The organism is Cellvibrio sp. GW822-FHT04B05 (assembly GCF_058800985.1).
The window spans coordinates 647551-670678 of sequence record NZ_JBXAMU010000002.1 but is presented as its reverse complement, the minus strand read 5'-3'; the positions used below and the strand labels follow the sequence as shown (position 1 = coordinate 670678).

The 23128-nt window shown below is 47.8% G+C and carries 18 protein-coding genes; 12 read left to right on the top strand and 6 right to left on the bottom strand.

What is annotated here, in order from left to right; genetic code table 11:
- Positions 1-144: 144 nt before the first annotated feature.
- From cysM to AC1RJL_RS08415, 6 genes are all read left to right on the top strand, one after another.
- Positions 145-1032, top strand: coding sequence for a cysteine synthase CysM (gene cysM, locus AC1RJL_RS08440; protein WP_492912860.1), 888 nt, complete (start codon positions 145-147; stop codon positions 1030-1032).
- Between the two features lie 62 nt (positions 1033-1094).
- Positions 1095-2543, top strand: a complete 1449-nt coding sequence (locus AC1RJL_RS08435; protein ID WP_492912858.1) for a CotH kinase family protein — start codon at positions 1095-1097, stop codon at positions 2541-2543.
- 66 nt (positions 2544-2609) lie between these two features.
- Positions 2610-4103, top strand: a complete 1494-nt coding sequence (rlmD, locus tag AC1RJL_RS08430; protein WP_492912856.1) for a 23S rRNA (uracil(1939)-C(5))-methyltransferase RlmD — start codon at positions 2610-2612, stop codon at positions 4101-4103.
- A 114-nt stretch (positions 4104-4217) separates the two neighbouring features.
- A complete protein-coding gene (gene relA, locus AC1RJL_RS08425) occupies positions 4218-6461 on the top strand; it encodes a GTP diphosphokinase (RefSeq protein ID WP_492912854.1) in 2244 nt (747 codons plus the stop codon).
- Positions 6462-6477: 16 nt separating this feature from the next.
- The gene (gene mazG / locus AC1RJL_RS08420; protein WP_492912852.1) at positions 6478-7272 is read left to right on the top strand and encodes a nucleoside triphosphate pyrophosphohydrolase; all 795 of its coding nucleotides are present in this window, start codon (positions 6478-6480) and stop codon (positions 7270-7272) included.
- Between the two features lie 195 nt (positions 7273-7467).
- The gene (locus AC1RJL_RS08415; RefSeq protein ID WP_492912850.1) at positions 7468-8697 is read left to right on the top strand and encodes an HD-GYP domain-containing protein; all 1230 of its coding nucleotides are present in this window, start codon (positions 7468-7470) and stop codon (positions 8695-8697) included.
- A gap of 50 nt (positions 8698-8747) precedes the next feature.
- On the opposite strand, the gene AC1RJL_RS08410 is transcribed toward AC1RJL_RS08415, so the two are convergent.
- Positions 8748-9533, bottom strand: a complete 786-nt coding sequence (locus tag AC1RJL_RS08410) for a pseudouridine synthase (RefSeq protein WP_492912848.1) — start codon at positions 9531-9533, stop codon at positions 8748-8750.
- Between the two features lie 206 nt (positions 9534-9739).
- Between AC1RJL_RS08410 and AC1RJL_RS08405 the strand changes: the two genes are divergently transcribed.
- Positions 9740-11965 (top strand): NADP-dependent isocitrate dehydrogenase, encoded by a 2226-nt coding sequence (locus AC1RJL_RS08405; RefSeq protein ID WP_492912846.1) that lies wholly within the window; start codon positions 9740-9742, stop codon positions 11963-11965.
- An 80-nt stretch (positions 11966-12045) separates the two neighbouring features.
- On the opposite strand, the gene cspD is transcribed toward AC1RJL_RS08405, so the two are convergent.
- Entirely contained in the window at positions 12046-12300 is a 255-nt protein-coding gene (gene cspD / locus AC1RJL_RS08400; RefSeq protein ID WP_492912844.1) for a cold shock domain-containing protein CspD, read from the bottom strand.
- A gap of 307 nt (positions 12301-12607) precedes the next feature.
- On the opposite strand from cspD, the gene clpS reads away from it, so the two are divergent.
- A complete protein-coding gene (gene clpS, locus AC1RJL_RS08395; protein WP_492912842.1) occupies positions 12608-12979 on the top strand; it encodes an ATP-dependent Clp protease adapter ClpS in 372 nt (123 codons plus the stop codon).
- A gap of 58 nt (positions 12980-13037) precedes the next feature.
- Positions 13038-15329 carry an ATP-dependent Clp protease ATP-binding subunit ClpA gene (clpA, locus tag AC1RJL_RS08390; protein ID WP_492912840.1) on the top strand — a complete coding sequence of 764 codons (2292 nt, stop codon included), beginning with the start codon at positions 13038-13040 and terminating at the stop codon, positions 15327-15329.
- A gap of 94 nt (positions 15330-15423) precedes the next feature.
- Here the strand turns inward: clpA and infA are convergent, their stop codons facing one another.
- The 3 genes from infA to aat form a co-directional block, all read right to left on the bottom strand.
- Positions 15424-15642, bottom strand: coding sequence for a translation initiation factor IF-1 (gene infA, locus AC1RJL_RS08385; protein ID WP_039916411.1), 219 nt, complete (start codon positions 15640-15642; stop codon positions 15424-15426).
- A 190-nt stretch (positions 15643-15832) separates the two neighbouring features.
- Positions 15833-16540, bottom strand: a complete 708-nt coding sequence (locus AC1RJL_RS08380; protein ID WP_492912838.1) for an arginyltransferase — start codon at positions 16538-16540, stop codon at positions 15833-15835.
- A gap of 54 nt (positions 16541-16594) precedes the next feature.
- Positions 16595-17308, bottom strand: a complete 714-nt coding sequence (aat, locus tag AC1RJL_RS08375) for a leucyl/phenylalanyl-tRNA--protein transferase (protein WP_492912836.1) — start codon at positions 17306-17308, stop codon at positions 16595-16597.
- A gap of 320 nt (positions 17309-17628) precedes the next feature.
- Here aat and AC1RJL_RS08370 point away from each other — a divergent pair, with 320 nt between their 5' ends.
- The 3 genes from AC1RJL_RS08370 (at position 17629) to AC1RJL_RS08360 (ending at position 22388) form a co-directional block, all read left to right on the top strand.
- Positions 17629-19551, top strand: coding sequence for a PrkA family serine protein kinase (locus AC1RJL_RS08370; protein ID WP_492912834.1), 1923 nt, complete (start codon positions 17629-17631; stop codon positions 19549-19551).
- Between the two features lie 66 nt (positions 19552-19617).
- Positions 19618-20892: a YeaH/YhbH family protein gene (locus AC1RJL_RS08365; protein ID WP_492912832.1), complete on the top strand. Its 1275-nt coding sequence runs from the start codon at positions 19618-19620 to the stop codon at positions 20890-20892.
- Positions 20889-22388: a SpoVR family protein gene (locus tag AC1RJL_RS08360; protein WP_492912830.1), complete on the top strand. Its 1500-nt coding sequence runs from the start codon at positions 20889-20891 to the stop codon at positions 22386-22388. The genes AC1RJL_RS08365 and AC1RJL_RS08360 overlap by 4 nt, the downstream gene beginning before the upstream one ends.
- 8 nt (positions 22389-22396) lie before the next feature.
- Here the strand turns inward: AC1RJL_RS08360 and AC1RJL_RS08355 are convergent, their stop codons facing one another.
- The gene (locus AC1RJL_RS08355) at positions 22397-23047 is read right to left on the bottom strand and encodes a class I SAM-dependent methyltransferase (RefSeq protein ID WP_492912828.1); all 651 of its coding nucleotides are present in this window, start codon (positions 23045-23047) and stop codon (positions 22397-22399) included.
- Positions 23048-23128 lie beyond the last annotated feature (81 nt).

Sequence of the window (23128 nt, the reverse complement as noted above, 5' to 3'; positions counted from 1 at the left end):
CTTATTTCTTATGCCGACGAGTGATGAGCCCAAATGAGTTTTGCTACAAAGTGTTCGCAGGATGGGTGATCGCAGGTAGAATAGCCGCCCCGCGCGCGCTAGCGCAACCGGCTAACTACCTGAATTATCTGCCTTGAGGTCAGTATGGATTTCCCAACCATAGAAGCATTTGTCGGCAACACGCCACTCGTTCGACTACAGCGTCTGCCCGGTGCAACCACTAATCGTATATTAGTGAAACTGGAGGGGAATAATCCTGCTGGTTCCGTAAAGGACCGTCCTGCGTTGTCGATGATCACCCGCGCTGAATTGCGTGGCGATATCAAACCCGGCGACACGTTGATTGAAGCCACGAGCGGCAACACCGGCATTGCCTTGGCGATGGTGGCGGCAATCAAAGGTTATCGCATGATTTTGATCATGCCCGATAACTCTACCGCCGAGCGTAAAGCCTCTATGGCTGCCTACGGTGCAGAATTGATTCTGGTGAGTAAAGAAGCCGGAATGGAAGGTGCGCGCGATTTGGCGTTGCAGATGCAAGCTGAGGGTAAGGGGATAGTGTTAGACCAATTTGGCAATGGTGATAATCCGCTTGCCCATTACCACACCACTGGCCCGGAAATTTGGCAGCAGACCGGTGGTACCATCACCCATTTTGTCAGCTCGATGGGCACGACCGGTACGATTATGGGCAGCTCCCGCTATTTCAAACAACAGAATCCGGCGATACAGATTATCGGTTTGCAACCATCGGAAGGGGCGCAAATCCCTGGCATTCGTCGCTGGCCTGAAGCCTATCTTCCGAAGATATATGAGCGTGATCGTGTGGACGGCATCGTTAGCATGCCGCAACAACTTGCCGAGCATACGATGCGCGAGCTTGCGCGCAAGGAAGGGATTTTTTGCGGAGTATCTTCTGGCGGCGCTGTGGCTGCTGCGCTGGAATTAAGCCAGCAGGTTGAGAATGCGGTAATCGTGGCGATTATTTGTGATCGTGGCGACCGTTATTTATCGTCAGGATTGTTTAATTAAACCTTGCAGTGTTTGCATTATTTTTTCGGATTTTACTAACAATAATTAATCAGGATGCTTATATGGCGGCAATAAATCGGTTTGCACTTATTATTTTGTTGGTGTTGCTACAGGCCTGCGGTGGTGGTGGCGGTTCTGATTCAAAAAGCTCAATTGCAAAATCGGTAGCATCTTCAAGCTCCGTTGCTGTTGTTGCTTCATCATCCAGTAGTAGTTCCAGTGCTATTTCCAGCTCGACAGCAAGTATGCCGGCGGATTTTCCGATTGGCACCGCAGAAGCTCTGCCAGTGTTGAATATCACGACGACCGGCAATGCGCCGATTGTTTCGAAGGAAACCTATCTCACAGGAATATTCGCCTTGAGCGGCGAAAATATCACTGCTGCTGAAGGCACGTTGGAAATTCGTGGGCGCGGTAATTCCACCTGGTCGTGGGTAAAAAAACCTTATCGGTTAAAACTAACCAACTCGGTTGAAATGTTAGGTATGCCCACGAGCAAACATTGGGTATTACTTGCCAATTACGCCGACAAAACGTTAATGCGCAACGACATTGCCTTTATGTTCAGTCGCAGTCTGGGTATGGAATATACCGTCAGAAATCACTATGTGGAGTTAACGCTCAATAATAAATACCAGGGTGTTTATCAATTGGTTGAACATATCCGTGTTGCTAAAGAGCGCGTTAACGTTCCCGAATTGAACGTGGGTGATACTGATGCAGAAAAAATTACCGGCGGTTATTTAATGGAAGTAGATTTTCGTATGCACAAGGATTTTTGTAAAACTAACCCTTGGGAATCGTTTTGCGCTAATGGCGTCAACCTGGATCGCCAAAAGACGTTCTGTGTCGATTCAAATCACGGTATGAATCCATTTTGTCTCGATACACCAGAGACTTTGTTAGGGCCGGCTTGGGCTGCACAGCGCGACTACATCGCTACATATATAGCAGATACGGAAACCGCATTGTTTGGCGATAAGTTTGCTGATCCTGCGCTGGGATACGCGGCGTATATCGATGTGGACTCGGCGATTAATTATTTTTTAATTAACGAGTTATTTAAAAATCCCGATGGTGCAGTGGCCAGTTTTTATCTGTACAAAAAGCGCAATGGCAAATTATTTTTCGGGCCGATCTGGGATTTTGATTTGGCGCTTGGCAACGCGGGTTACGACGATGTTGATAAAACCTATGGTTGGCATATCCGCAGTGCATCCTGGTTTGATCGGTTGTTCCAGGATCCGGCATTCAAAGCCAAAGTGAGTGCACGCTGGAATAGTGTAAAGGCGGAAGGAAAACTGGACTATATTTTCCAATACGCCGAAGCGCGTGCGACCTGGCTCGATAAGCAACAAAAGAAAAATTACACAATCTGGTCGGTCACCGATTTTGCAGAATGGATTCGGCATGGCAGCCACGGCGGCACCGGCAGTTATGACGCTGAAGTAAAAGAGATGATCCGTTGGCAGCGCGAGCGATATAAATGGATTGACTCGCAACTTAAATAAGCCTGGTGACGGCGCATTCTTGTTTTGAGCAATGCGCCGTCTCTTTCTGTAATACCGGAATTTTTGATGTCCAATCGCAGTGGTAAAAATGGCAATCCGCCGAAAAAAAGCGGCAGTTTGTTAGGGAAAAAACCGCGGCCGAAAAAAGCCGATGGTAGCGTATACGTGCGCGATGAGGGTCCGCGCCTCAATCATGCACGCGTTACCGAAAAAGTATTGCCACAAACCAATAAACGCTTGGGTGAATTTACCATTGATCGCTTGAGCCACGATGGACGCGGTATTGCAAACCTGGACGGCAAAACCTTGTTTATCGACGGTGCACTGACCGGCGAAAAAGTCACAGCACGATTGGTGGAGGATCATTCGCGTTTTATTGATGCGCGCATTGATCAGCTGTTAAGTGCATCGCCCGAGCGGGTAGAGCCGCCTTGTCTCCATTATGCCAATTGCGGCGGTTGTCAGTTGCAGCATATGCAACCGACTGCGCAATTGGCGATGAAACAACAATCCCTGCTGGAACAGTTGCAGCGTTGGGGTGGAGTGGTACCCAAACGAGTGCTGCCGGCGATTAGCGCGGGCGACACCGGCTACCGCAGCCGCGCGCGTTTGGGCGTCTGGTATGAAACGGATGGCAGCGTCAGCCTCGGATTCCGCCAGCAATACAGCAATGCGATAACCCATGTGAACCAGTGCCGGGTGTTGATACCGGAATTGAATGCGCTGCTCGCGCCTTTACATGCTTGGTTAACGAATTTGCGTGGCGCCAAAACGGTAACACATATCGAATTGGTAAAAGGTCAGCATCAGACTGCAATTGTTTTACGTCATACCAAAAAGCTGGCCGATGCTGATCTCACAGCGCTTGCGCTGCTCGCTGAACAACAGGCTTGCAATGTGTGGTTGGAACCCAATGGCAATCTTGGTTTGACGGATTTGAGCGGTGTGGAGTGCGATCCGCGCCTTGTGTATCAGTTGGAAAATATCGAGCTGGCATTTCATCCGCAGGATTTCACCCAGGTGAATCCCCACGTTAACCAGCAGATGGTAGCGCAGGCGCTGGAACTGCTAGCGCTCAAGCCGCATGACCGCGTGTTGGACTTGTTCTGTGGCATCGGCAATTTCACTTTGCCCATTTCCCGCCATTGCGCCGAGGTTATCGGTATTGAAGCAGTGGAATCGATGGTGCTGCGCGGAAGGGAAAATGCTGAACGTCTGGGCATCACCAACGCAAAATTTATTGCCGCCAACCTGGCAGATATGACCCATACTCAACTGCAGCGCCTGGGGGAAGCTAACAAAGAACAAGAAATCGCAGCAATCTTGCTTGATCCGCCCCGCGATGGCGCGAAAGATATTATTGCCGGCATCCAACGCTGGGTGGCGGGTAAGCAACTTTCTCCCAAGCGGATTGTCTACGTCAGTTGCAACCCGGCAACGCTGGCACGAGATTCTGCATTACTGGTTGAAGCCGGGTACCAATTGGATGCTGTAGGCGTGCTGGATATGTTCCCCCACACCAGTCATGTCGAGTCAATGGCGCTGTTTTTGCTTAAGTGAGGATTCCCGGAATCTGCTTGAGTTAAGTGCTTGGTTGTATGCTGAAGCGATGGATTTATAGCGGTTATGGCCTAAAGTCGAACCGCCGCTAAAGAATAAGTAAGGCGAATACACATGGTTAAAGTCAGAGCGGATCATCCCATCGCAGCGGATGGTCAAGTTGATATCGATGCCTGGATTGATCGTTTAAACCAGGCCTATGCACAGTCTGACTCCAGCCGTGCCGAACTCCGCCGTGCCGCCGAGTTGAGCCTTTCGCTGGTGGATATCCACGCGGAAGACGACCACAACTGGGGCGAAGATTTCTCCTGTTTCCGTATCGGCCTGGAAATGGCCGAAATCTTGGCCGACTTGCAGCTCGACCAGGATGCACTGGTTACCGCGATCCTCTATCGCGCTGTGCGCGAACACAAAATTACCCTCAAAGAAATTCAGGAACGCTTTGGCGATACCGTTGGCAAGCTGGTCAAAGGTGTATTGCGTATGGCCGCAATCAGCTATCAGCGCAATGAGAATGAAGATCGCGTATTAGGTTCACAAGCGGCAGAGCAGGCCGAAAAAATCCGCAAGATGCTGGTTTCCATGGTGGATGATGTCCGCGTCGCGCTGATCAAATTGGCCGAGCGTACCTGTGCTATCCGCTCGGTAAAAAATGCATCACCCGATCGTCGTCGGCAAGTCGCGCGCGAGGTCGCCGATATTTATGCCCCCTTGGCCCATCGCTTGGGCATCGGTCATATCAAGTGGGAATTGGAGGATTTATCGTTCCGCTATCTCCAGCCTGATGATTACAAACGTATTGCCAAATTGTTGGATGAACGCCGTCTCGCGCGTCAGGAATATATCGACAAACTGCTCAACCTGCTGCGCACGGAATTGAAGAAAGCCGGTATCGAAGGGGCGGTGGGCGGACGAGCCAAACACATTTACAGCATCTGGCGCAAAATGCAGCGCAAAGGGATTCCCTTCTCGCAAGTTTATGATATCCGTGCAGTGCGGATATTGGTGCCCAGTGTGCGCGACTGCTATGCAGTGCTCGGTATAGTGCACAGCCTGTGGCGCAACATCCCCAACGAATTTGACGATTATATTGCTTCTCCCAAAGAGAACGGTTATCGCTCATTGCATACCGCTGTGTGGGGGCCGGAAAACAAGGTGCTGGAGATCCAGATCCGCACCCAGGAAATGCACGAGGAGTCCGAGTTCGGTGTCTGCGCGCACTGGCGTTATAAAGGTACAGATACCAAATCCACCCAAGATGCCTACGAACAAAAGATAGCCTGGTTGCGACAAGTACTTGAGTGGCACGAAGAGCTGGGCGGCGACTCGGAGCAATTACAAGACGACCTGCGTTCGGTGAATCAGGATCGCATTTACGTTTTTACACCTGAAGGCCATGTGGTGGATTTACCCCGCACCGCAACGCCGCTCGATTTCGCTTACAAAATTCACACTGATGTCGGCCACCGTTGCCGCGGTGCCAAGGTTAATAACCGCATAGTGCCGCTCAACTACCAACTGACCAATGCCGATCAGGTGGAAATCCTTACCGGTAAATTGGAATCGCCCAGCCGCGATTGGTTGAACGCGGCGCTCGGTTATGTGAACACGCCGCGTGCGCGCGCCAAAATCCAGCATTGGTATAAACAGCAGGCACGCGATAAAAATATCGCTGAAGGCCAAGCGCTACTCGATCGCGAATTCAGGCGTCTTGCGTTACTGGATTTGGATTTTGAAGAGCTGGCGAAAAAGCTGCGCTTCAATAATCTTGATGACCTTTACGCAGCAGTAGGCGCAAGTGATATTGGTGTCGGGCAAGTATTAAATGCGGCGCAAAAACAAGTAGATGATGCCGATCCACAACAGCCGTTGATTCCATTCAGGGCGAAATCGCCACGGCAGAAAAAAGATTCCGATTTTTATATCGAAGGTGTGGGTAATTTGCTCACCCAAATTGCCAATTGCTGCAGTCCGGTACCGGGTGATGCGATTACCGGCTACATCACCTTGGGCAAAGGTGTTTCAATTCACCGTCAGGATTGTGCCAATATTTTGCAGCTGCAAACCGATGAGCCGCAGCGCATTATCAAGGTGGAATGGGGCGATACGCCGCAGAGTTTCTACTCGGTTGATGTGGTTATCGAAGCTTACGACCGCTACGGTTTGTTGAAGGATATTACCGCGCTGCTGGATACCGAGCGCATCAATATCGTCGCCATGCAAACGCTGTCGGATAAACGCAAAAACACCGTGGACATGCAAGTCACGGTGGAGATTCGCAGCTTCGATGAACTGAGCCGGATACTCACCAAACTGAACCAACTGCCGAACATTGCATCGGCGCGGCGCAAACATTAATTTTTGGATATTGCTTGTGACTCAATACACCATCGACGATTTGCTTTATCTAATGGCGCGCCTGCGTGATCCGGAGACCGGTTGCCCTTGGGATATCACCCAGGATTACGCCAGCATTGCCCCTTCGACACTCGAAGAAGCTTATGAAGTTGTCGATGCGATTGAGAAACAGGATTTTGTGCATCTCAAAGAAGAATTGGGTGATCTCCTGTTCCAGGTCATCTTCTATAGCCAATTGGGTAAAGAGGAAGACCGCTTTGAGTTCGCCGGAGTGGTATCGGGTCTGGTTGCCAAACTCATTCGCCGTCATCCCCACGTCTTTCCCGATGGTACTTTGCACAGCCGGGTAGAGAATCGTCATACCTTGCCAACCGATGTAAAAGCGCGCTGGGAGGTGATCAAACAACAGGAGCGGGAAGAAAAAGGTGCATTGGGTTTATTGGCGGACGTACCGCTGAATTTGCCATCGTTAAGTCGCGCTGCCAAATTGCAAAAAAGGGCAGCGAGCGTTGGTTTTGATTGGGATGACGTTTATGGCCCTATTGCCAAAGTGCGCGAAGAATTAATGGAAGTGGAAGCCGAATTGGATTCCGGCGACATGGCGGCGTTGGAGGAGGAGTTAGGCGATTTATTATTTGCAGTGGTGAACATCGCACGCTACCAGAAAATAGATCCGGAGCAGGCATTGCGCATCGCCAACCAAAAATTCGAGCAGCGTTTTCACTACATTGAAACCCATGTCAGCCGGCCCTTGGCAGAGACATCGATCGGTGAAATGAATCGCCTTTGGGATGAGGCTAAACAGCAGTAATCATCATCCTGCTCATTGGCGCCAAAATCATGTTTTGAGTATAAAAACACTGTCTGCTCATAGCTTTTTGTTACGTGTGACCGATTTCAAAAGCGGCTATGATTCATAAGTAGCAAGCAATAAAGCCCCCTGCTGTAACAATAAAAATATCAAAGTGAGGTTCCTTTGGATCGGCGAGAAGTAAGGCCGGGCTATGTGGAGAAGAAGTTAAGCACCATCAAAATCCACATTTCTGAGCTTAAAATAGGCATGTTTGTCTCCAAGCTGGATCGTGACTGGCAGGAAACCCCGTTCCTGATGCAAGGCTTTATGATCGAGAGTCTCGATGATATAGACGCTGTGGCGGAGTACTCGCAATATATCTGGATTGATGCGGTGCGCGAGGAGTGGATTCCACCCGAGGAGCGAGGCGTCGCGGGCCCTGCAATCGCCAAATCAACATCCTACATCAACAAAATTGAAGCCCAAAAAGAACACGAAGCTGCATTGAGCGTATTTCGGGAGGCGAAAAAGCTGACCAAAACCCTGCTCGACGACGTGCGTTTAGGTGGTGTGGTCAATACCGAACAAGCGAAAGCGACGGTTAAAGATTGTGTCGGCAGTATTTTGCGTAACGCTGATGCACTTATCTGGATGTCGCGCATGCGCAACGAAGATGAGTACACTGCGGAGCATTGCCTGAACGTATGTATTCTTGCGATTGCATTTGGCCGTCATTTGGGAATGAGTGAGCCGGAGCTGGAAAAGTTGGGCTTATGCGGTTTATTGCACGACGTCGGCAAAATGCGTGTGCCGCCGCCAATACTTAACAAGCGTGAAGAGCTGACTGACAAAGAATTTAACATCATCAAAGCGCACACGGTGCATGGCCGTAATTTGCTGATGTCGTCGCCGGGCGTGCCCAATTCAACTGTCGATGTTGCTTATAGCCACCATGAACGGGTTGATGGCACGGGTTATCCTCGCAAATTAAAAGCGGCAGGTATTTCCGATTTCGCACGGATCATTTGTATTGTTGATGCTTACGATGCGATGACGGGCGATCGGTGTTATTCCCGTGCAATTCCCAGCACCGATGCACTCAAACGTATATTCCAGGATCGCGGCACTCATTTTGATGAGCGGCTTGCACTGGAATTTATCAAGTGCGTAGGGCTGTATCCTCCCGGCAGTATTGTTGAATTGGTGAATGGTTTGGTCGGGATTGTGCTTGAGTCCAACCACCGCTATCGCCATTTGCCAAAAATCATTATTGTGAAAGATCTGAACCAACCGCTCGAAAAGGAGCAGATCATCAACTTGCATGAAGTGGAACAAAAAACCCTGGATAAAGGTTTTTTGATCAAGCGTGCACTCTGCGACGGCAGTTACGGCATTCGTATTCGTGAGTATCGCGAAAAAGGGCTGGCATTTTCGTACGGTTAAATGTGGGGTGACTTGGACATTCGTTCATTTCTTTGCTGTAAGCAGGGCGGTTAGCTGGGATCGATAATCCGTTTGGGTTTTGGTTTTTGGATCACCAGGGTTTTAACCGCCGGTTTTGTTGCCTGTACCGGTTTACTTGCACCTTGCGCAGGACGCTTATTGTGTTGAGCGCTTTTCGTTTTATTTGCCGGTATTTTGTTTAGCTCCCCCGGAGTTGTGCCCGTTGTTTTTGTGGCGGGTTTATGTTTGGAGTGGCTATTTTTAGTACGCGCTCCGCTTACATTCGATTTCGGTGTCTGTACTGTTTCGGTTTTGTATTTCCCTTGCTCTATCCCCTCCAGTGTCCAATTGCCGATTTTTACCCGAACCAGGCGCAGGGTGGGATGGCCAACGGCAGCGGTCATGCGGCGTACCTGGCGATTGCGTCCCTCGGTAATAACCAGCTCAAGCCATTGGGTGGGAATATTGGCTCGCTCGCGGATGGGCGGAACACGCTCCCACAACTTGGGTGTAGGAATCAGGCGTACTTCTGCCGGTTGGGTCATACCGTCGTTGAGTTCAATTCCCTGGCGCAATTTGGTTAGCGCATAGCTGTTGGGTGCGCCTTCAACCTGCACCCAATAAGTCTTGGGTTGCTTGTGCGCAGGGTGGCTGATGTGATGTTGCAGGTCGCCGTCATCGGTCAGTAACAACAGGCCCTCAGAATCGTGGTCGAGTCGACCAGCCGGGTAGACATTAGGCAATTTGATGTATTGCGCCAATGTGGGGCGATTATCACCGTCAGTAAACTGTGACAGAACGCCATAGGGTTTATTAAACAACACTAATGTAGCCATAACGTAATTGGATGTGACCTAATAAATAGATGAAGGCGGCGAGATGAGAACATCTCTGAATGCCAAAAGTTTACAGCACTGCTATACTGCGCGCGATTTTATAGGCCGTCCTTGGCCACATTTTCTTGTACGAGGGTGCCGTGTCGGCGTTTTCCGTTGGCGGGTCTCCTCGGCTCTCGCCTGCCTTAACGGAGTAAACGTAAAAAATGACTGATTCCAAAATTATCTACACCCAAACTGATGAAGCCCCAGCCTTAGCCACTTACTCCTTACTCCCGATTGTTCAAGCCTTCACCAAGTCCTCCGGCATTGCCATTGAAACCCGCGATATTTCACTCTCTGGTCGTATCATCGCTGCCTTTCCTGACGCATTAACCGAAGCACAATTTATTGGTGATCACCTGGCTGAACTCGGTAAATTGGCGACCACTCCTGAAGCCAACATTATCAAGCTGCCTAACATCAGCGCCTCGATTCCACAGTTGAAAGCGGCTATCAAAGAGTTGCAATCACAGGGCTACAAACTGCCGGATTACCCGGAAAACCCGGCTAACGACGCGGAAAAAGATGCGAAAGCACGTTATGACAAAATCAAAGGTTCAGCAGTAAACCCGGTATTGCGCGAAGGTAACTCGGATCGTCGTGCACCTTTGTCGGTTAAAAACTATGCACGTAAGAACCCGCATAAAATGGGCGCTTGGGCTGCAGATTCCAAATCCCACGTTGCGCACATGTCTACCGGTGATTTTTACGGTAGCGAAAAATCAGTCCTGATTGCTGATGCGGGCACCCTGAAAATTGAATTGGTTGCCAAAGATGGCAGCACCAAAGTACTAAAAGAAACCGTAAAAGTGCTGGCTGGTGAAATCGTTGATGCATCAGTGCTGAGCAAAAAAGCCCTGCGTTCTTATATCGCTGAACAAATCGAAGAGGCCAAAAAAGAGGGTGTATTGTTCTCTGTGCATTTGAAAGCAACCATGATGAAAGTATCCGATCCGATTATTTTCGGTCACTTTGTTTCGGTGTTTTATGCACCGGTATTGGAGAAACACGCTGCTGTGCTGACTGAGTTGTCGGTTGACCTGAACAATGGCCTCGGCGATTTGTACACCAAAATCAAATCGTTGCCAGCTGAAAAGCAAGCGGAAATTGAAGCGGATATCAAAGCGCTTTACGCTACCCGTCCTGAACTGGCGATGGTTAATTCTGACAAAGGCATCACCAACCTGCATGTGCCAAGCGACGTAATCGTTGATGCTTCTATGCCTGCGATGATTCGCGACTCAGGCAAAATGTGGAATACCGCCGGCAAGTTGCAAGACACCAAAGCCTGTATTCCCGACCGCTGCTACGCCGGTGTCTACCAAGTGGTGATCGCGGACTGCAAAAAGAACGGCGCATTCAATCCAACCACCATGGGCAGTGTACCTAACGTAGGGTTGATGGCGCAGGCGGCAGAAGAATACGGTTCACACGACAAAACTTTCCAAATCCCTACCGACGGCGTTGTGCGTGTAGTAGATGCAACTGGCAAAGTGCTGATTGAGCAAGCGGTTGAGCAGGGCGATATCTTCCGTGCATGTCAGGTTAAAGATGCCCCGATCCAGGATTGGGTCAAGCTTGCGGTTAATCGCGCACGTGCTTCCAATACTCCAGCGGTATTCTGGTTGGACCCAAAACGTGCCCACGATGCGCAATTGATCACCAAGGTAAATACTTACCTGAAAGATCATGACACCGACGGCTTGGAAATCTATATCAAGACTCCGGAAGAGGCGACCCAGTTCTCGCTGGATCGCATCCGTGCAGGTAAAGATACGATTTCTGTTACCGGCAATGTATTGCGTGACTATCTCACCGACTTGTTCCCGATCATGGAGTTGGGTACTTCAGCCAAAATGTTGTCAATCGTCCCCTTGATGAACGGCGGCGGGTTGTTTGAAACCGGTGCCGGTGGGTCGGCGCCCAAACATGTTCAACAATTCGTGGAAGAGGGCCATCTGCGTTGGGATTCATTGGGTGAATTCCTGGCACTGGCTGAATCACTGGATCACTTCGGCAATGTAACCCACAATGCCAAAGCCAAAGTATTTGCCAAGACCCTGGATCAAGCTAACGGCAAATTCCTCGATGAGAACAAGTCTCCGGGTCGTGCTGCGGGTGAGTTGGACAATCGTGGCAGCCACTTCTATCTGGCACTCTACTGGGCGCAAGCACTGGCGGCACAAACTGAAGATGCTGCATTACAAGCAGAGTTTGCTCCAGTGGCAAAATCTTTGGCTGAAAATGAAACCGGGATTGTTGATGAGTTGAAAGCGGCGTCTGGCAAGCCTGTCGATTTGGGGGGGTACTATCGTCCGGATTTCGCCAAGGCGTCTGCCGCTCTGCGTCCAAGCGCTACTTTTAATGCAATATTGGCAAGCTTGAACTAAGTTTCCGAATTTCAGAAAGCACAAGAGCCCCCCGTAGTAATACGGGGGGCTTTTTTATTGGGGAATTGCTCTATGTGAGCTTAGGCGGGAACCGCGCTCGTTCGGTCGCTATGCTGCCTACTTGCCTCATTGGCTGGCGCAGTGATATTGACTGCATGCAGCCCTTTATCGCCCTTGGTAATCTCAAAGGTTACCTGTTGGCCAGCTTTGAGGGTTTTGTAACCCTCCATAGTGATGGCGGAATAGTGTGCAAACAGGTCTTCACCACCTTCATCCGCAAGGATAAAGCCATAACCTTTCGCATTATTGAACCATTTGACGGTGCCAGTTGGCATGATTGGAATCCTTCTGCCCAAGTGATGCCCTTGAAAAACATCACTGTCGTTATTATTGTCCCAAGTACAGCAGTTACTTGGGGTTGGACGAGATGTCTATTTATCTTATCGCTTATCGCTGGTTATCGTTATTTGATGCTTTTATTTGGACTAAGTGCCGCATTTGTGTGCAAGAGCGCTCTTTTTTTATCCAACAATTGACCCAAAGTCAAGCATTTATCCGTATTAGGTCTTATTAGGGCTTGTTATGCCGATGAGTTACAATACCTCTGAACAACTAATCATTTTTACTTTGTATTGAATCTCTATGGGCAATCTACACAACCTTCAACTAACCTTAAGTAAAGACGACGACAATTCCCCTGATGAATTTGACGGCGGTCTTGCGGTCTTAACATCCAGGCCGAAGCTAAAACGGCCACCAATGTATAAGGTGATGCTACTGAATGACGACTACACACCCATGGATTTTGTGGTGGAAATATTGGAAGTGTTTTTTTCCATGTCGCGCGAACAGGCCACCCACGTAATGTTAACGGTTCATGTGCAGGGTAAAGCAGTCTGTGGAATATATACTCGCGATATAGCTGAAACTAAAGCGGCACAAGTGAATCAATATGCTAGAGAAAATCAACATCCGCTGTTATGCGAGATCGAAGCAGTGGAAGATGGTGATTGATAATTGTTGTTAGAAGTGAGTGGTTTTTATATTTGTTGGTTAGAAGAGGGTAAGCGCGATGTTAAGTAAAGATCTTGAAGTGACTTTAAATCTTGCTTTCAAAGGTGCGCGTTCCAAGCGTCATGAATTTATGACGGTTGAGCATTTGCTGTTGGCACTTATCGATAATGATTCGGCGGCTAATGTATTGCGTGCGTGCGGTGCTGACTTAATGAGTTTGCGCAAAGAGCTGATCGAATTTGTTGATTCTACAACCCCGCTCATTCCCGAAAACGATTCCGAGCGTGAAACCCAGCCGACCTTAGGCTTCCAACGCGTACTGCAACGCGCAGTATTCCATGTCCAATCTTCCGGTAAACAAGAAGTGACTGGCGCAAATGTTCTGGTTGCTATTTTTAGCGAGCAGGAAAGCCAGGCAGTTTATTATCTCAAACAACAAAGTATCGCCCGCATTGATGTAGTGAATTACATCACCCATGGCATCCACAAAGTGTCTGGTCACACTGATCACAGTCACGACCATCACTCACCGCAAGAGAATCAGGATGAAGACGCAGCATCCGGTGAATCCGCTGCGCAAAGTCCGCTGGAGAATTTCTCGACCAATCTGAATGAAGCAGCCATGCAAGGCCGTATTGATCCTTTGGTTGGGCGTGAATACGAAGTGGAGCGTGTATGCCAGATTTTGTCGCGTCGCCGCAAAAACAATCCGTTGCTGGTCGGTGAGTCAGGCGTTGGTAAAACCGCTATCGCTGAAGGCTTGGCGAAGCGTATTGTCGATGGCGATGTGCCTGAGGCACTGGCCGACAGTGTTGTTTATTCGCTTGATATGGGCGCATTGCTGGCGGGCACCAAATACCGCGGTGATTTTGAAAAACGCTTTAAAAGTTTGCTTAACGAATTGAAGAGGCAAAAAAAATCCATTTTGTTTATCGATGAAATCCATACCATTATTGGTGCCGGTGCTGCTTCTGGCGGTGTGATGGATGCTTCCAATTTGTTGAAACCGCTATTGTCATCCGGTGAAATTCGTTGCATGGGCTCAACAACCTATCAGGAATATCGCGGTATTTTTGATAAAGACCGTGCACTTTCGCGTCGCTTCCAAAAAGTGGATGTGAATGAGCCGACTGTGGATGAGACTTATCAAATTCTGAAAGGGCTCAAGAGTCGTTTTGAGAAACATCATAATTTGCGTTACACCGATGCTGCCTTGCGCGCTGCTGCCGAATTGGCGGAGCGTTATATCAATGACCGTTTCTTGCCGGATAAAGCAATCGATGTGATTGACGAGGCGGGTGCTTATCAACAATTGCAGACCGCGAGCAAACGCAAGAAAACCATTGGTGTTACCGATGTGGAAAATGTTGTGGCGAAAATTGCACGCATTCCTCCAAAAAGCGTTTCCTCATCTGATAAAGAGCAATTACGCAAGCTGGATCAGAATTTGAAGATGACTGTATTCGGTCAAGATGAGGCAATCGATACGCTGGCGACAGCAATCAAATTGTCGCGCGCCGGTTTGGGTGCAGCAGAGAAGCCGATCGGCTCCTTCCTGTTTGCTGGTCCTACCGGTGTCGGTAAAACAGAAGTTTGCCGTCAACTTGCCAAGAGCATGGGGATGGAACTGATTCGTTTCGATATGTCCGAATATATGGAACGCCATACCGTATCCCGATTGATTGGTGCACCGCCAGGTTATGTGGGTTTTGATCAGGGTGGTCTATTGACCGATGCGATTACCAAGCAACCGCATTGTGTGTTATTGCTGGATGAAATTGAAAAAGCGCATCCTGAAGTCTTCAACCTGTTGTTGCAGGTTATGGATCACGGGAGCTTGACGGATAACAACGGCCGCAAAGCCGATTTCCGTAACGTTATCCTGATTATGACTACCAACGCCGGTGCAGAGGTGATGAGTCGCGCATCAATTGGTTTCACTCATCAAGATCACACTACCGATGGTATGGAGGCAATCAAGAAGATGTTTACTCCGGAGTTCCGCAATCGCTTGGATGCAATCGTCCAATTCGCGTCGCTGACACTCAACACCATCAAAACGGTGGTCGATAAATTCCTTATGGAATTGCAAACCCAGTTGGATGATAAGCACGTTACTTTGGAGATCAGTGACGAAGCGCGCGAATGGCTCGCCATCCACGGTTACGATGTGAAGATGGGTGCGCGTCCAATGGCTCGTTTGATTCAGGATAAGCTGAAAAAGCCACTCGCCGAAGAGATCTTGTTCGGATCACTGTCCCAAGGTGGTGGTACGGTCGATGTTGATGTAGATACGCTGGAGGACAAATTGGTTATAGAGGTGAAAGCCAAGCATGCGCAGCCCGCATAGTTGGTTCACTTTGACTAATTAACAAATCATCCGAAAAACAAAAAGCCGCACATATGCGGCTTTTTGTTTTTATGCAAAACGTTAATTGATCAAATTAACGTGCACGATAGGTAATGCGGCCTTTGGTAAGGTCATAGGGAGTCATCTCAACCTTAACCTTGTCACCCGTCAAAATACGAATGTAATTTTTGCGCATCTTGCCGGAAATGTGGGCAATCACCACATGTCCATTCTCCAGTTTTACGCGAAAGGTGGTGTTGGGCAGGGTATCAACCACTTCGCCATCAAATTCAATGCAATCGTCTTTTGCCATGCGGCAGTTTCCTCAGGTTTTCAACAGGTCTTTTCCGTCGCGCCAAGGCGGTAGGAAGGGGGTAAAAAAATAGGCGTGAATTGTGCCTTAATTAACCAGCGGCGCCAAGGGGAAAGGGAGGAAAAGCGGGGTTTACTGCAATTTATCGCTTCGATTCGCTGCAAATATATACAAGTTGAAGCCAGTCCATTCAGTTAAGTCGCATCCATCGACGGTTTACCAGTAATTCCAGTGGGCGATACTGGATTTTGTAGTTCATCTTTTCACATTCTTTAATCCAATAGCCGAGGTATAGATAGTCCAACCCCAAGCTTTTAACTTTCTCAATTTGCGCAAGTATGGCGAATTTGCCCAAGCTGCGATGTTCCTCATTCGCATCATAAAAGGTATAAACGGCGGAAAGCCCGTCCCCCAATTGATCGCAAACTGATACTCCTATCAACCTGCCGTCGAGGCGAAACTCAATAAATTGGGTGATGCCCCATTCACTGGTGAGGAATGCTTTGTATTGGTCTTCAGACGGTGGGTACATATCCCCATCCTGGTGGCGGCTTTCTATGTAACGGGAGTAAAGGTCGTAATGCTCAATTGTATCGATACTTGGCGCGATATGCAGTGATAAATCGCGATTATGTTGTAAACAGCGGCGCTGGGCGCGATTAGGGCTAAACAATTTCACCGGGATTCGACAGGAGACACACGCCTGGCAGCGCAGGCATTGAGGGCGATACAGGTGCGCGCCACTGCGGCGGAAACCTAATTGCGATAATTGCGTATAGAGAAGCGGATCTATATTGGCTTCAGGGTCGACAAACACAGTCGTCGCCTCTTGTCCATCGAGATAGCTGCATGGATGAGGCTGAGTCGCAAAAAGCTTGAGAGTGGAGAGGTCGGACATGATTGCCTCGCGCAAATCCGGTTAATCCCGCGCCCGGTTATTGTTCAGGGTCGGCTATTCCCAGTCGCTCATAGTCACGTTCGACCAGGGCGAAGGATGCGCAGCGGGTTCATTGACAAATTTTACCAGCATTTCCTGGAATTCTTCACGCGGGATTTCAACTGCGCCCAAACTAAATAAGTGATCGTTAGCAACTTGGCAGTCAATTAGCTGAAATTGCCATACGCGTAATTGTCTCACCAAATGAGCGAAGCCGACTTTGGATGCATTGGCAACGCGACTAAACATGGATTCGCCAAAAAAAATACGCCCTAGCGCTATTCCATAAAGCCCGCCAACCAGATCACCTCCGTCCCACACTTCCACCGAATGCGCAAAGCCGCGTTCATGCAGTGCGTTATAGCCCGCAATTATTTCATCGCTGATCCAGGTTCCATCAGCATAGTGGCGCGGAGCGGCGCAGGCGGTCATAACATCGCGAAAACAATTATCAAATGTCACGCGATAAATCCCCTGCCGCAGTGTCTTACGTAAACTTCTGGACAGGTGAAGCTGACCGGGAAAGACCACTGTGCGCGGGCTTGGGCTCCACCATAGAATTGGATCACCGGGATTGAACCAGGGAAATATTCCTTGGTGATATGCAGCAAGAATTCGCTCAGGTGATAAATCACCTCCCAGCGCCAGCAAGCCTTCCGGATCATCCAATGCGTTGGCAGGATCAGGGAATTCGTAACTATCGGGGTTTAACCAGGGAATTGAAATCATAGAATCCCTATCAAAAAATTATGCATTTAAAAAGTGGAACCGATCAGGTGTGACTATTTGGGTGTGACTATAGTCATATGTAGTAGTGAGATTTACATAACATTTCGCGTAGATTCGAATTACTTGGCGCGTTTTTTGAGTGTAAAAGTGTATCGAGAAATCAGTCAATAATTTGTTATTCCCTTTAATGCTTGAGAATTTTAGGGCTATGCTTAGGAATATCAACCAATAGAAAATTTTCATGCCCTGTTACTGTCAAAATCGTTTACTGTTTTAGCAAGCTGTCTTTTGCCGCTTTAGTCGCTAACCCGAGGTAGATTATGAGTATTTTCAGCCATTACCGCGAGCGTTTTGAAACTACCCAGCAGGAAGAATTAACGATTAAGGAGTATCTCGAACTCTGTAAAAAAGATCCCGGCGTTTACGCCTCCGCTGCTGAGCGTATGCTTATGGCAATTGGCGAACCCGAGATGATCGACACTTCACAAGACGCACGTCTGAGTCGAATTTTTTCTAACAAAATTATGAAACGCTATAAAGTGTTTAATGAATTTTATGGCATGGAAGAATGTATCCAACAGATAGTGTCGTTTTTCAAGCATGCGGCACAGGGGCTGGAGGAAAAGAAACAGATCCTATATTTGCTCGGCCCGGTTGGGGGTGGTAAATCGTCGCTGGCAGAGATGCTAAAAACCTTAATGGAAAAAATGCCAATTTACTGCATTAAGGGATCCCCCGTTTTTGAATCGCCATTGGGACTTTTCAATCCCGATGAAGATGGAAAAATTCTTGAGGAAGATTACGGTATTCCTCGCCGTTACATCAAAACTATTATGTCGCCTTGGGCGGCTAAACGTCTGCACGAATTTCATGGGGATATTACCCAGTTCAAAGTAGTGAAGATGTATCCATCTATTCTCAATCAGGTGGCGATTACCAAAACCGAACCGGGTGATGAAAACAATCAGGATATTTCCTCACTGGTTGGTAAAGTCGATATCCGCCAATTGGAAGAATTTCCGCAGAACGATCCTGATGCCTATAGTTTCAGCGGCGGTTTGTGTCGTGCGAATCAGGGCTTGATGGAATTTGTGGAAATGTTTAAAGCTCCCATCAAAGTTTTACACCCATTGTTAACGGCGACGCAGGAAGGTAACTTCAACAGCACTGAAGGTTTGGGGGCAATTCCGTTTGATGGCATTATTCTCGCGCACTCCAATGAATCTGAATGGCAGAATTTCCGCAACAACAAAAACAATGAAGCATTTATTGACCGCGTTTATATCGTTAAAGTGCCTTATTGCTTGCGTGTAACAGAAGAGATGAAAATTTACGAAAAATTGTTACAGAACTCTTCATTATTTAAAGCACCTTGTGCACCGGATACCTTGCGTATGCTTGCACAATTTTCAGTATTGTCGCGTATTAAAGAGCCAGAAAATTCCAATATCTTTTCCAAGATGCGTGTCTATGACGGTGAGAACTTAAAAGATACAGACCCGCGTGCGAAATCGTTGCAGGAATATCGTGATGCAGCCGGTGTAGATGAAGGTATGAATGGCCTCTCTACACGTTTTTCCTTCAAGATATTGTCCAAGGTATTTAATTTCGACCCAACCGAGATTGCGGCTAATCCTGTGCATCTAATGTATGTGCTTGAGCAACAAATTGAACAGGAGCAATTCCCCAAAGAGGTGCAGGAGAAATACCTGAATGCCTTGAAAGAATTCATTTCACCTAAATATGTCGATTTTATCGGCAAGGAAATCCAGACTGCGTATCTGGAATCCTATGCCGAGTATGGCCAAAATATTTTTGATCGCTACGTCACTTATGCAGATTTCTGGATACAGGATCAAGAATATCGCGACCCTGAAACCGGTGAAATTCTTAATCGCTCCTCACTCAATGATGAATTGGAAAAAATTGAGAAGCCAGCTGGTATAAGTAACCCAAAAGATTTCCGCAACGAGATTGTCAACTTCGTGCTGCGCGCCAAAGCAAACAATGCCGGTAGAAACCCGGATTGGCGCAGTTATGAAAAGTTACGTATCGTGATTGAGAAGAAAATGTTCTCTAACACAGAAGATTTGTTACCGGTAATTTCGTTTAATGCCAAAGCGTCTGTGCAGGATAAAAAGAAACACCACGATTTTGTCCAACGCATGGTGGAGCGTGGCTATACCGAAAAACAAGTGCGGCTGTTGTCTGAATGGTATTTGAGAGTCAGAAAATCGCAATAACAATGTTTTTTGTTGCAGTTTACCCTTAGGGTTTTCTCGTGCATTGTTAAACATTAAGGTTGAAGTATGAGTTACATCATTGATCGACGTCTTAATGCTAAAAATAAAAGTGCCGTAAATCGCCAACGCTTTTTACGGCGCTACCGCAACCAAATTCAAAAAGCGGTTGCCGATGCGGTAAATGAGCGCTCGATTACTGATATCGACAAAGGCGGAAAAGTCAGTATTCCCGCACGCGATATTAGTGAGCCCAGTATTTATCATGGTCAAGGTGGTCACAACACGCGCGTATTACCTGGAAATAAACATTTTTCTGAAGGTGATAAAATTGCACGGCCTGATGGTGGTGGCGGGCAGGGCAGTGGTGGTAACGCGAGTAATTCCGGCGAAGGTATGGATGATTTTTCATTCACGCTTTCGCAAGAAGAATTCCTGGATTTTATGTTTGACGGTTTGGAATTACCCAATCTAATCAAGCGGCAATTATCCGGATTGGAAGAATTTAAAACTGTGCGCGCCGGCATTGCCAATGAAGGGCAGCCGGGGCGAATCAACATTGTCCGCTCATTGCGCTCCGCCAATATGCGCCGCATCGCGTTATCGTCAGGCAAGCGCCGCCAGCTGGCCGAGTTACAAGAAGAGCTGCAAGCTTTGGAGTCGCTTCCGGAAATGCAACGCGATTCAGCGAAGGTGGTTCAGTTGCGCGATGCTATCGCCAAGTTGGAGAAGGCGATTGCCCGCGTTCCCTGGTTGGATACTTTCGATCTTAAGTATAATCTTCATATCAAACATCCCATCCCGCGTTCCAAAGCCGTCATGTTCTGCATTATGGATGTGTCTGGTTCAATGGATCAGGCAACTAAAGATATCGCTAAACGATTTTTTATTTTGCTCTATCTGTTTTTGCAGCGCAGTTATGAAAAGACAGAAATCGTGTTTATTCGTCACCACACCAGTGCCAAAGAGGTAGATGAGGATGAATTTTTTCATTCGCGCGAAACCGGCGGTACAGTAGTATCCAGTGCGTTAAGATTGATGGATGAAATTATTCAGGAACGATATTCACCTGAACAGTGGAATATTTATGGTGCCCAGGCATCCGACGGTGATAACTGGGGTGAGGATTCCGATGTATGCCGCGATATCCTGGTCGATGATCTATTGCCTAACTGCCAATATTTTTCTTATATCGAAATCACCAACAATGAGCATCAGGCGTTGTGGACGACTTACGAAACTATTCGCGATGATTACCCTGATCATTTTGCATTACAGCATATTCGTGAAGTAAGTGACATTTACCCCGTATTTCGTGAACTCTTTCATAAGAAGGTTGCATGAAGAAGCCACTGTTTGTCACATCTGAATGGAATTTTGATTTAATTCGGGAGTGCGACCAGATTCTCGGCGAGCTTGCTAAAGAATTTGGTTTGGACACTTACCCTAACCAAATTGAAGTCATCAGTTCCGAGCAAATGATGGATGCCTATTCCTCAGTGGGTATGCCCATTGGTTACAGTCACTGGTCTTACGGCAAACAATTGCTCAGCACAGAGAATTCCTACAAGCGTGGGCAGATGGGTTTGGCTTACGAAATAGTCATTAATTCCAATCCGTGTATAGCTTATTTAATGGAAGAAAATACTATGACCATGCAGGCATTGGTGATTGCCCATGCCTGTTATGGCCACAACTCTTTTTTCAAAGGCAATTATTTATTCCGCACCTGGACCGATGCCAGTTCTATTATCGACTATTTGGTTTTTGCTAAAAACTATATCAGCAAATGCGAAGAGCGCTACGGTATAGCAGCAGTGGAGGACACGCTCGACTCCTGCCATGCGTTAATGAATTACGGTGTGGATCGTTATAAGCGCCCGTATCCAATCTCGGCTCACGAAGAAGAGCGGCGTCAAAGTGAGCGGGAAGAATATTTGCGCAAACATGTAAATGATTTGTGGCGAACTATTCCAAAATCCGCGGCGCATGACTCACACAAAAATACCCCACGTTTTCCTGCCGAGCCGCAAGAAAATATCTTGTATTTTCTGGAAAAGAATTCGCCATTACTGGAGCCGTGGCAGCGTGAAGTGATTCGTATCGTGCGTAAGATTGCACAATATTTTTATCCGCAGCGCCAAACCCAGGTGATGAATGAAGGCTGGGCAACATTTTGGCATTACACACTGTTAAACGAGTTGCATGCGCGGGGTTATGTCAGCGACGGTTTTATGTTGGAATTTTTGCAGTCGCACACCAGTGTGGTGGCCCAACCCGCTTACGACAGTCCCTATTTCAACGGCATCAACCCTTATACATTAGGGTTTTCGATGATGACTGATATTCGACGTATTTGCGAAAACCCCACTGCGGAAGATCGTGTTTGGTTCCCGGAAATTGCCGGCTCAAATTGGAAGGAAACACTTCAATTTGCGATGAAGAACTTTAAAGATGAAAGTTTTATCCTGCAATTCCTATCGCCAAAAGTAATGCGCGATTTAAAACTGTTTAGCATTGTCGATGATGATCAGCAAGATAAAATCAATGTTAATGCAATCCATAATGAAACCGGATTTAAACGTCTACGCGAAACCCTGGCTGGACAATATAATCTGGGTAATCGCGAGCCCAATATTCAGGTGTATAACGTGGAGGTGCGTGGTGACAGGTCATTAACCCTGCACCATTACATGCACAATCGTCGTCCTTTGGGGGATTCAACGCAGGAGGTGCTAAAACATTTGCACCGGCTGTGGGGATTTGATGTGCATTTGCATTCGGTAGATGGCGGTGAAATTAAAGCGAGCTACCACTGCACGCAAAATAAAATGAATTAGTGTTTTCATTAGCGGCTATACGTGAGTATTTGCCCATTAAATGCTTGGCTGGTTTTTATGCTTACTGCCGGCTTACGCTGAGTATGTGAATAACCTAAAGCGACCATTCTTTTACTGAACTTGGCGTGATGCCCGCGACCGGGATCAACTAAAATAATATCGCAATGTGGGGCAGCATGTTGGTTTATAAACTCTGATAATAAATCGACATGCTCACTTTCATATAAAAGATCACTGCCAATAATTACATCAAATACGCCCAGATTACTGATTGGATCATTCCAACCTGTGCGAATGAACGGAATAATTTTATCGCGATTCAGCTCTGTGTTTTCATTTAAAAATGCTTCTACTTCGGGATGATAATCCGTCGCAGTGATATTGGCCAGTCGATGATTGAGTACCAGACTGGCCAGCGCGATACCGCAACCTACCTCAAGAATACGTTTCTCACCGATTGCATAATCAACCATTAACTGGGCCAGCACTTCGCCGGATGGCCACACAATACCAAAAAGAGGCCAGGACGCAGAGGAAATGCCCAATTCAGCAGCTTCATTTTTATCGTCAGAAAATTCCTGATTGTCACGAAGGCTGCGAATATGAATATCAGTAGTACCGAACTCAATGGTTTGGTAGCGAACACGTAGCTTTGCCATAATGGACCTGATAGGAGTGATACGAAGCCCGTATAAGTCAAGACTGCGCTGCTGCGTTGGTTAGGCTATTGTACGCCCTTT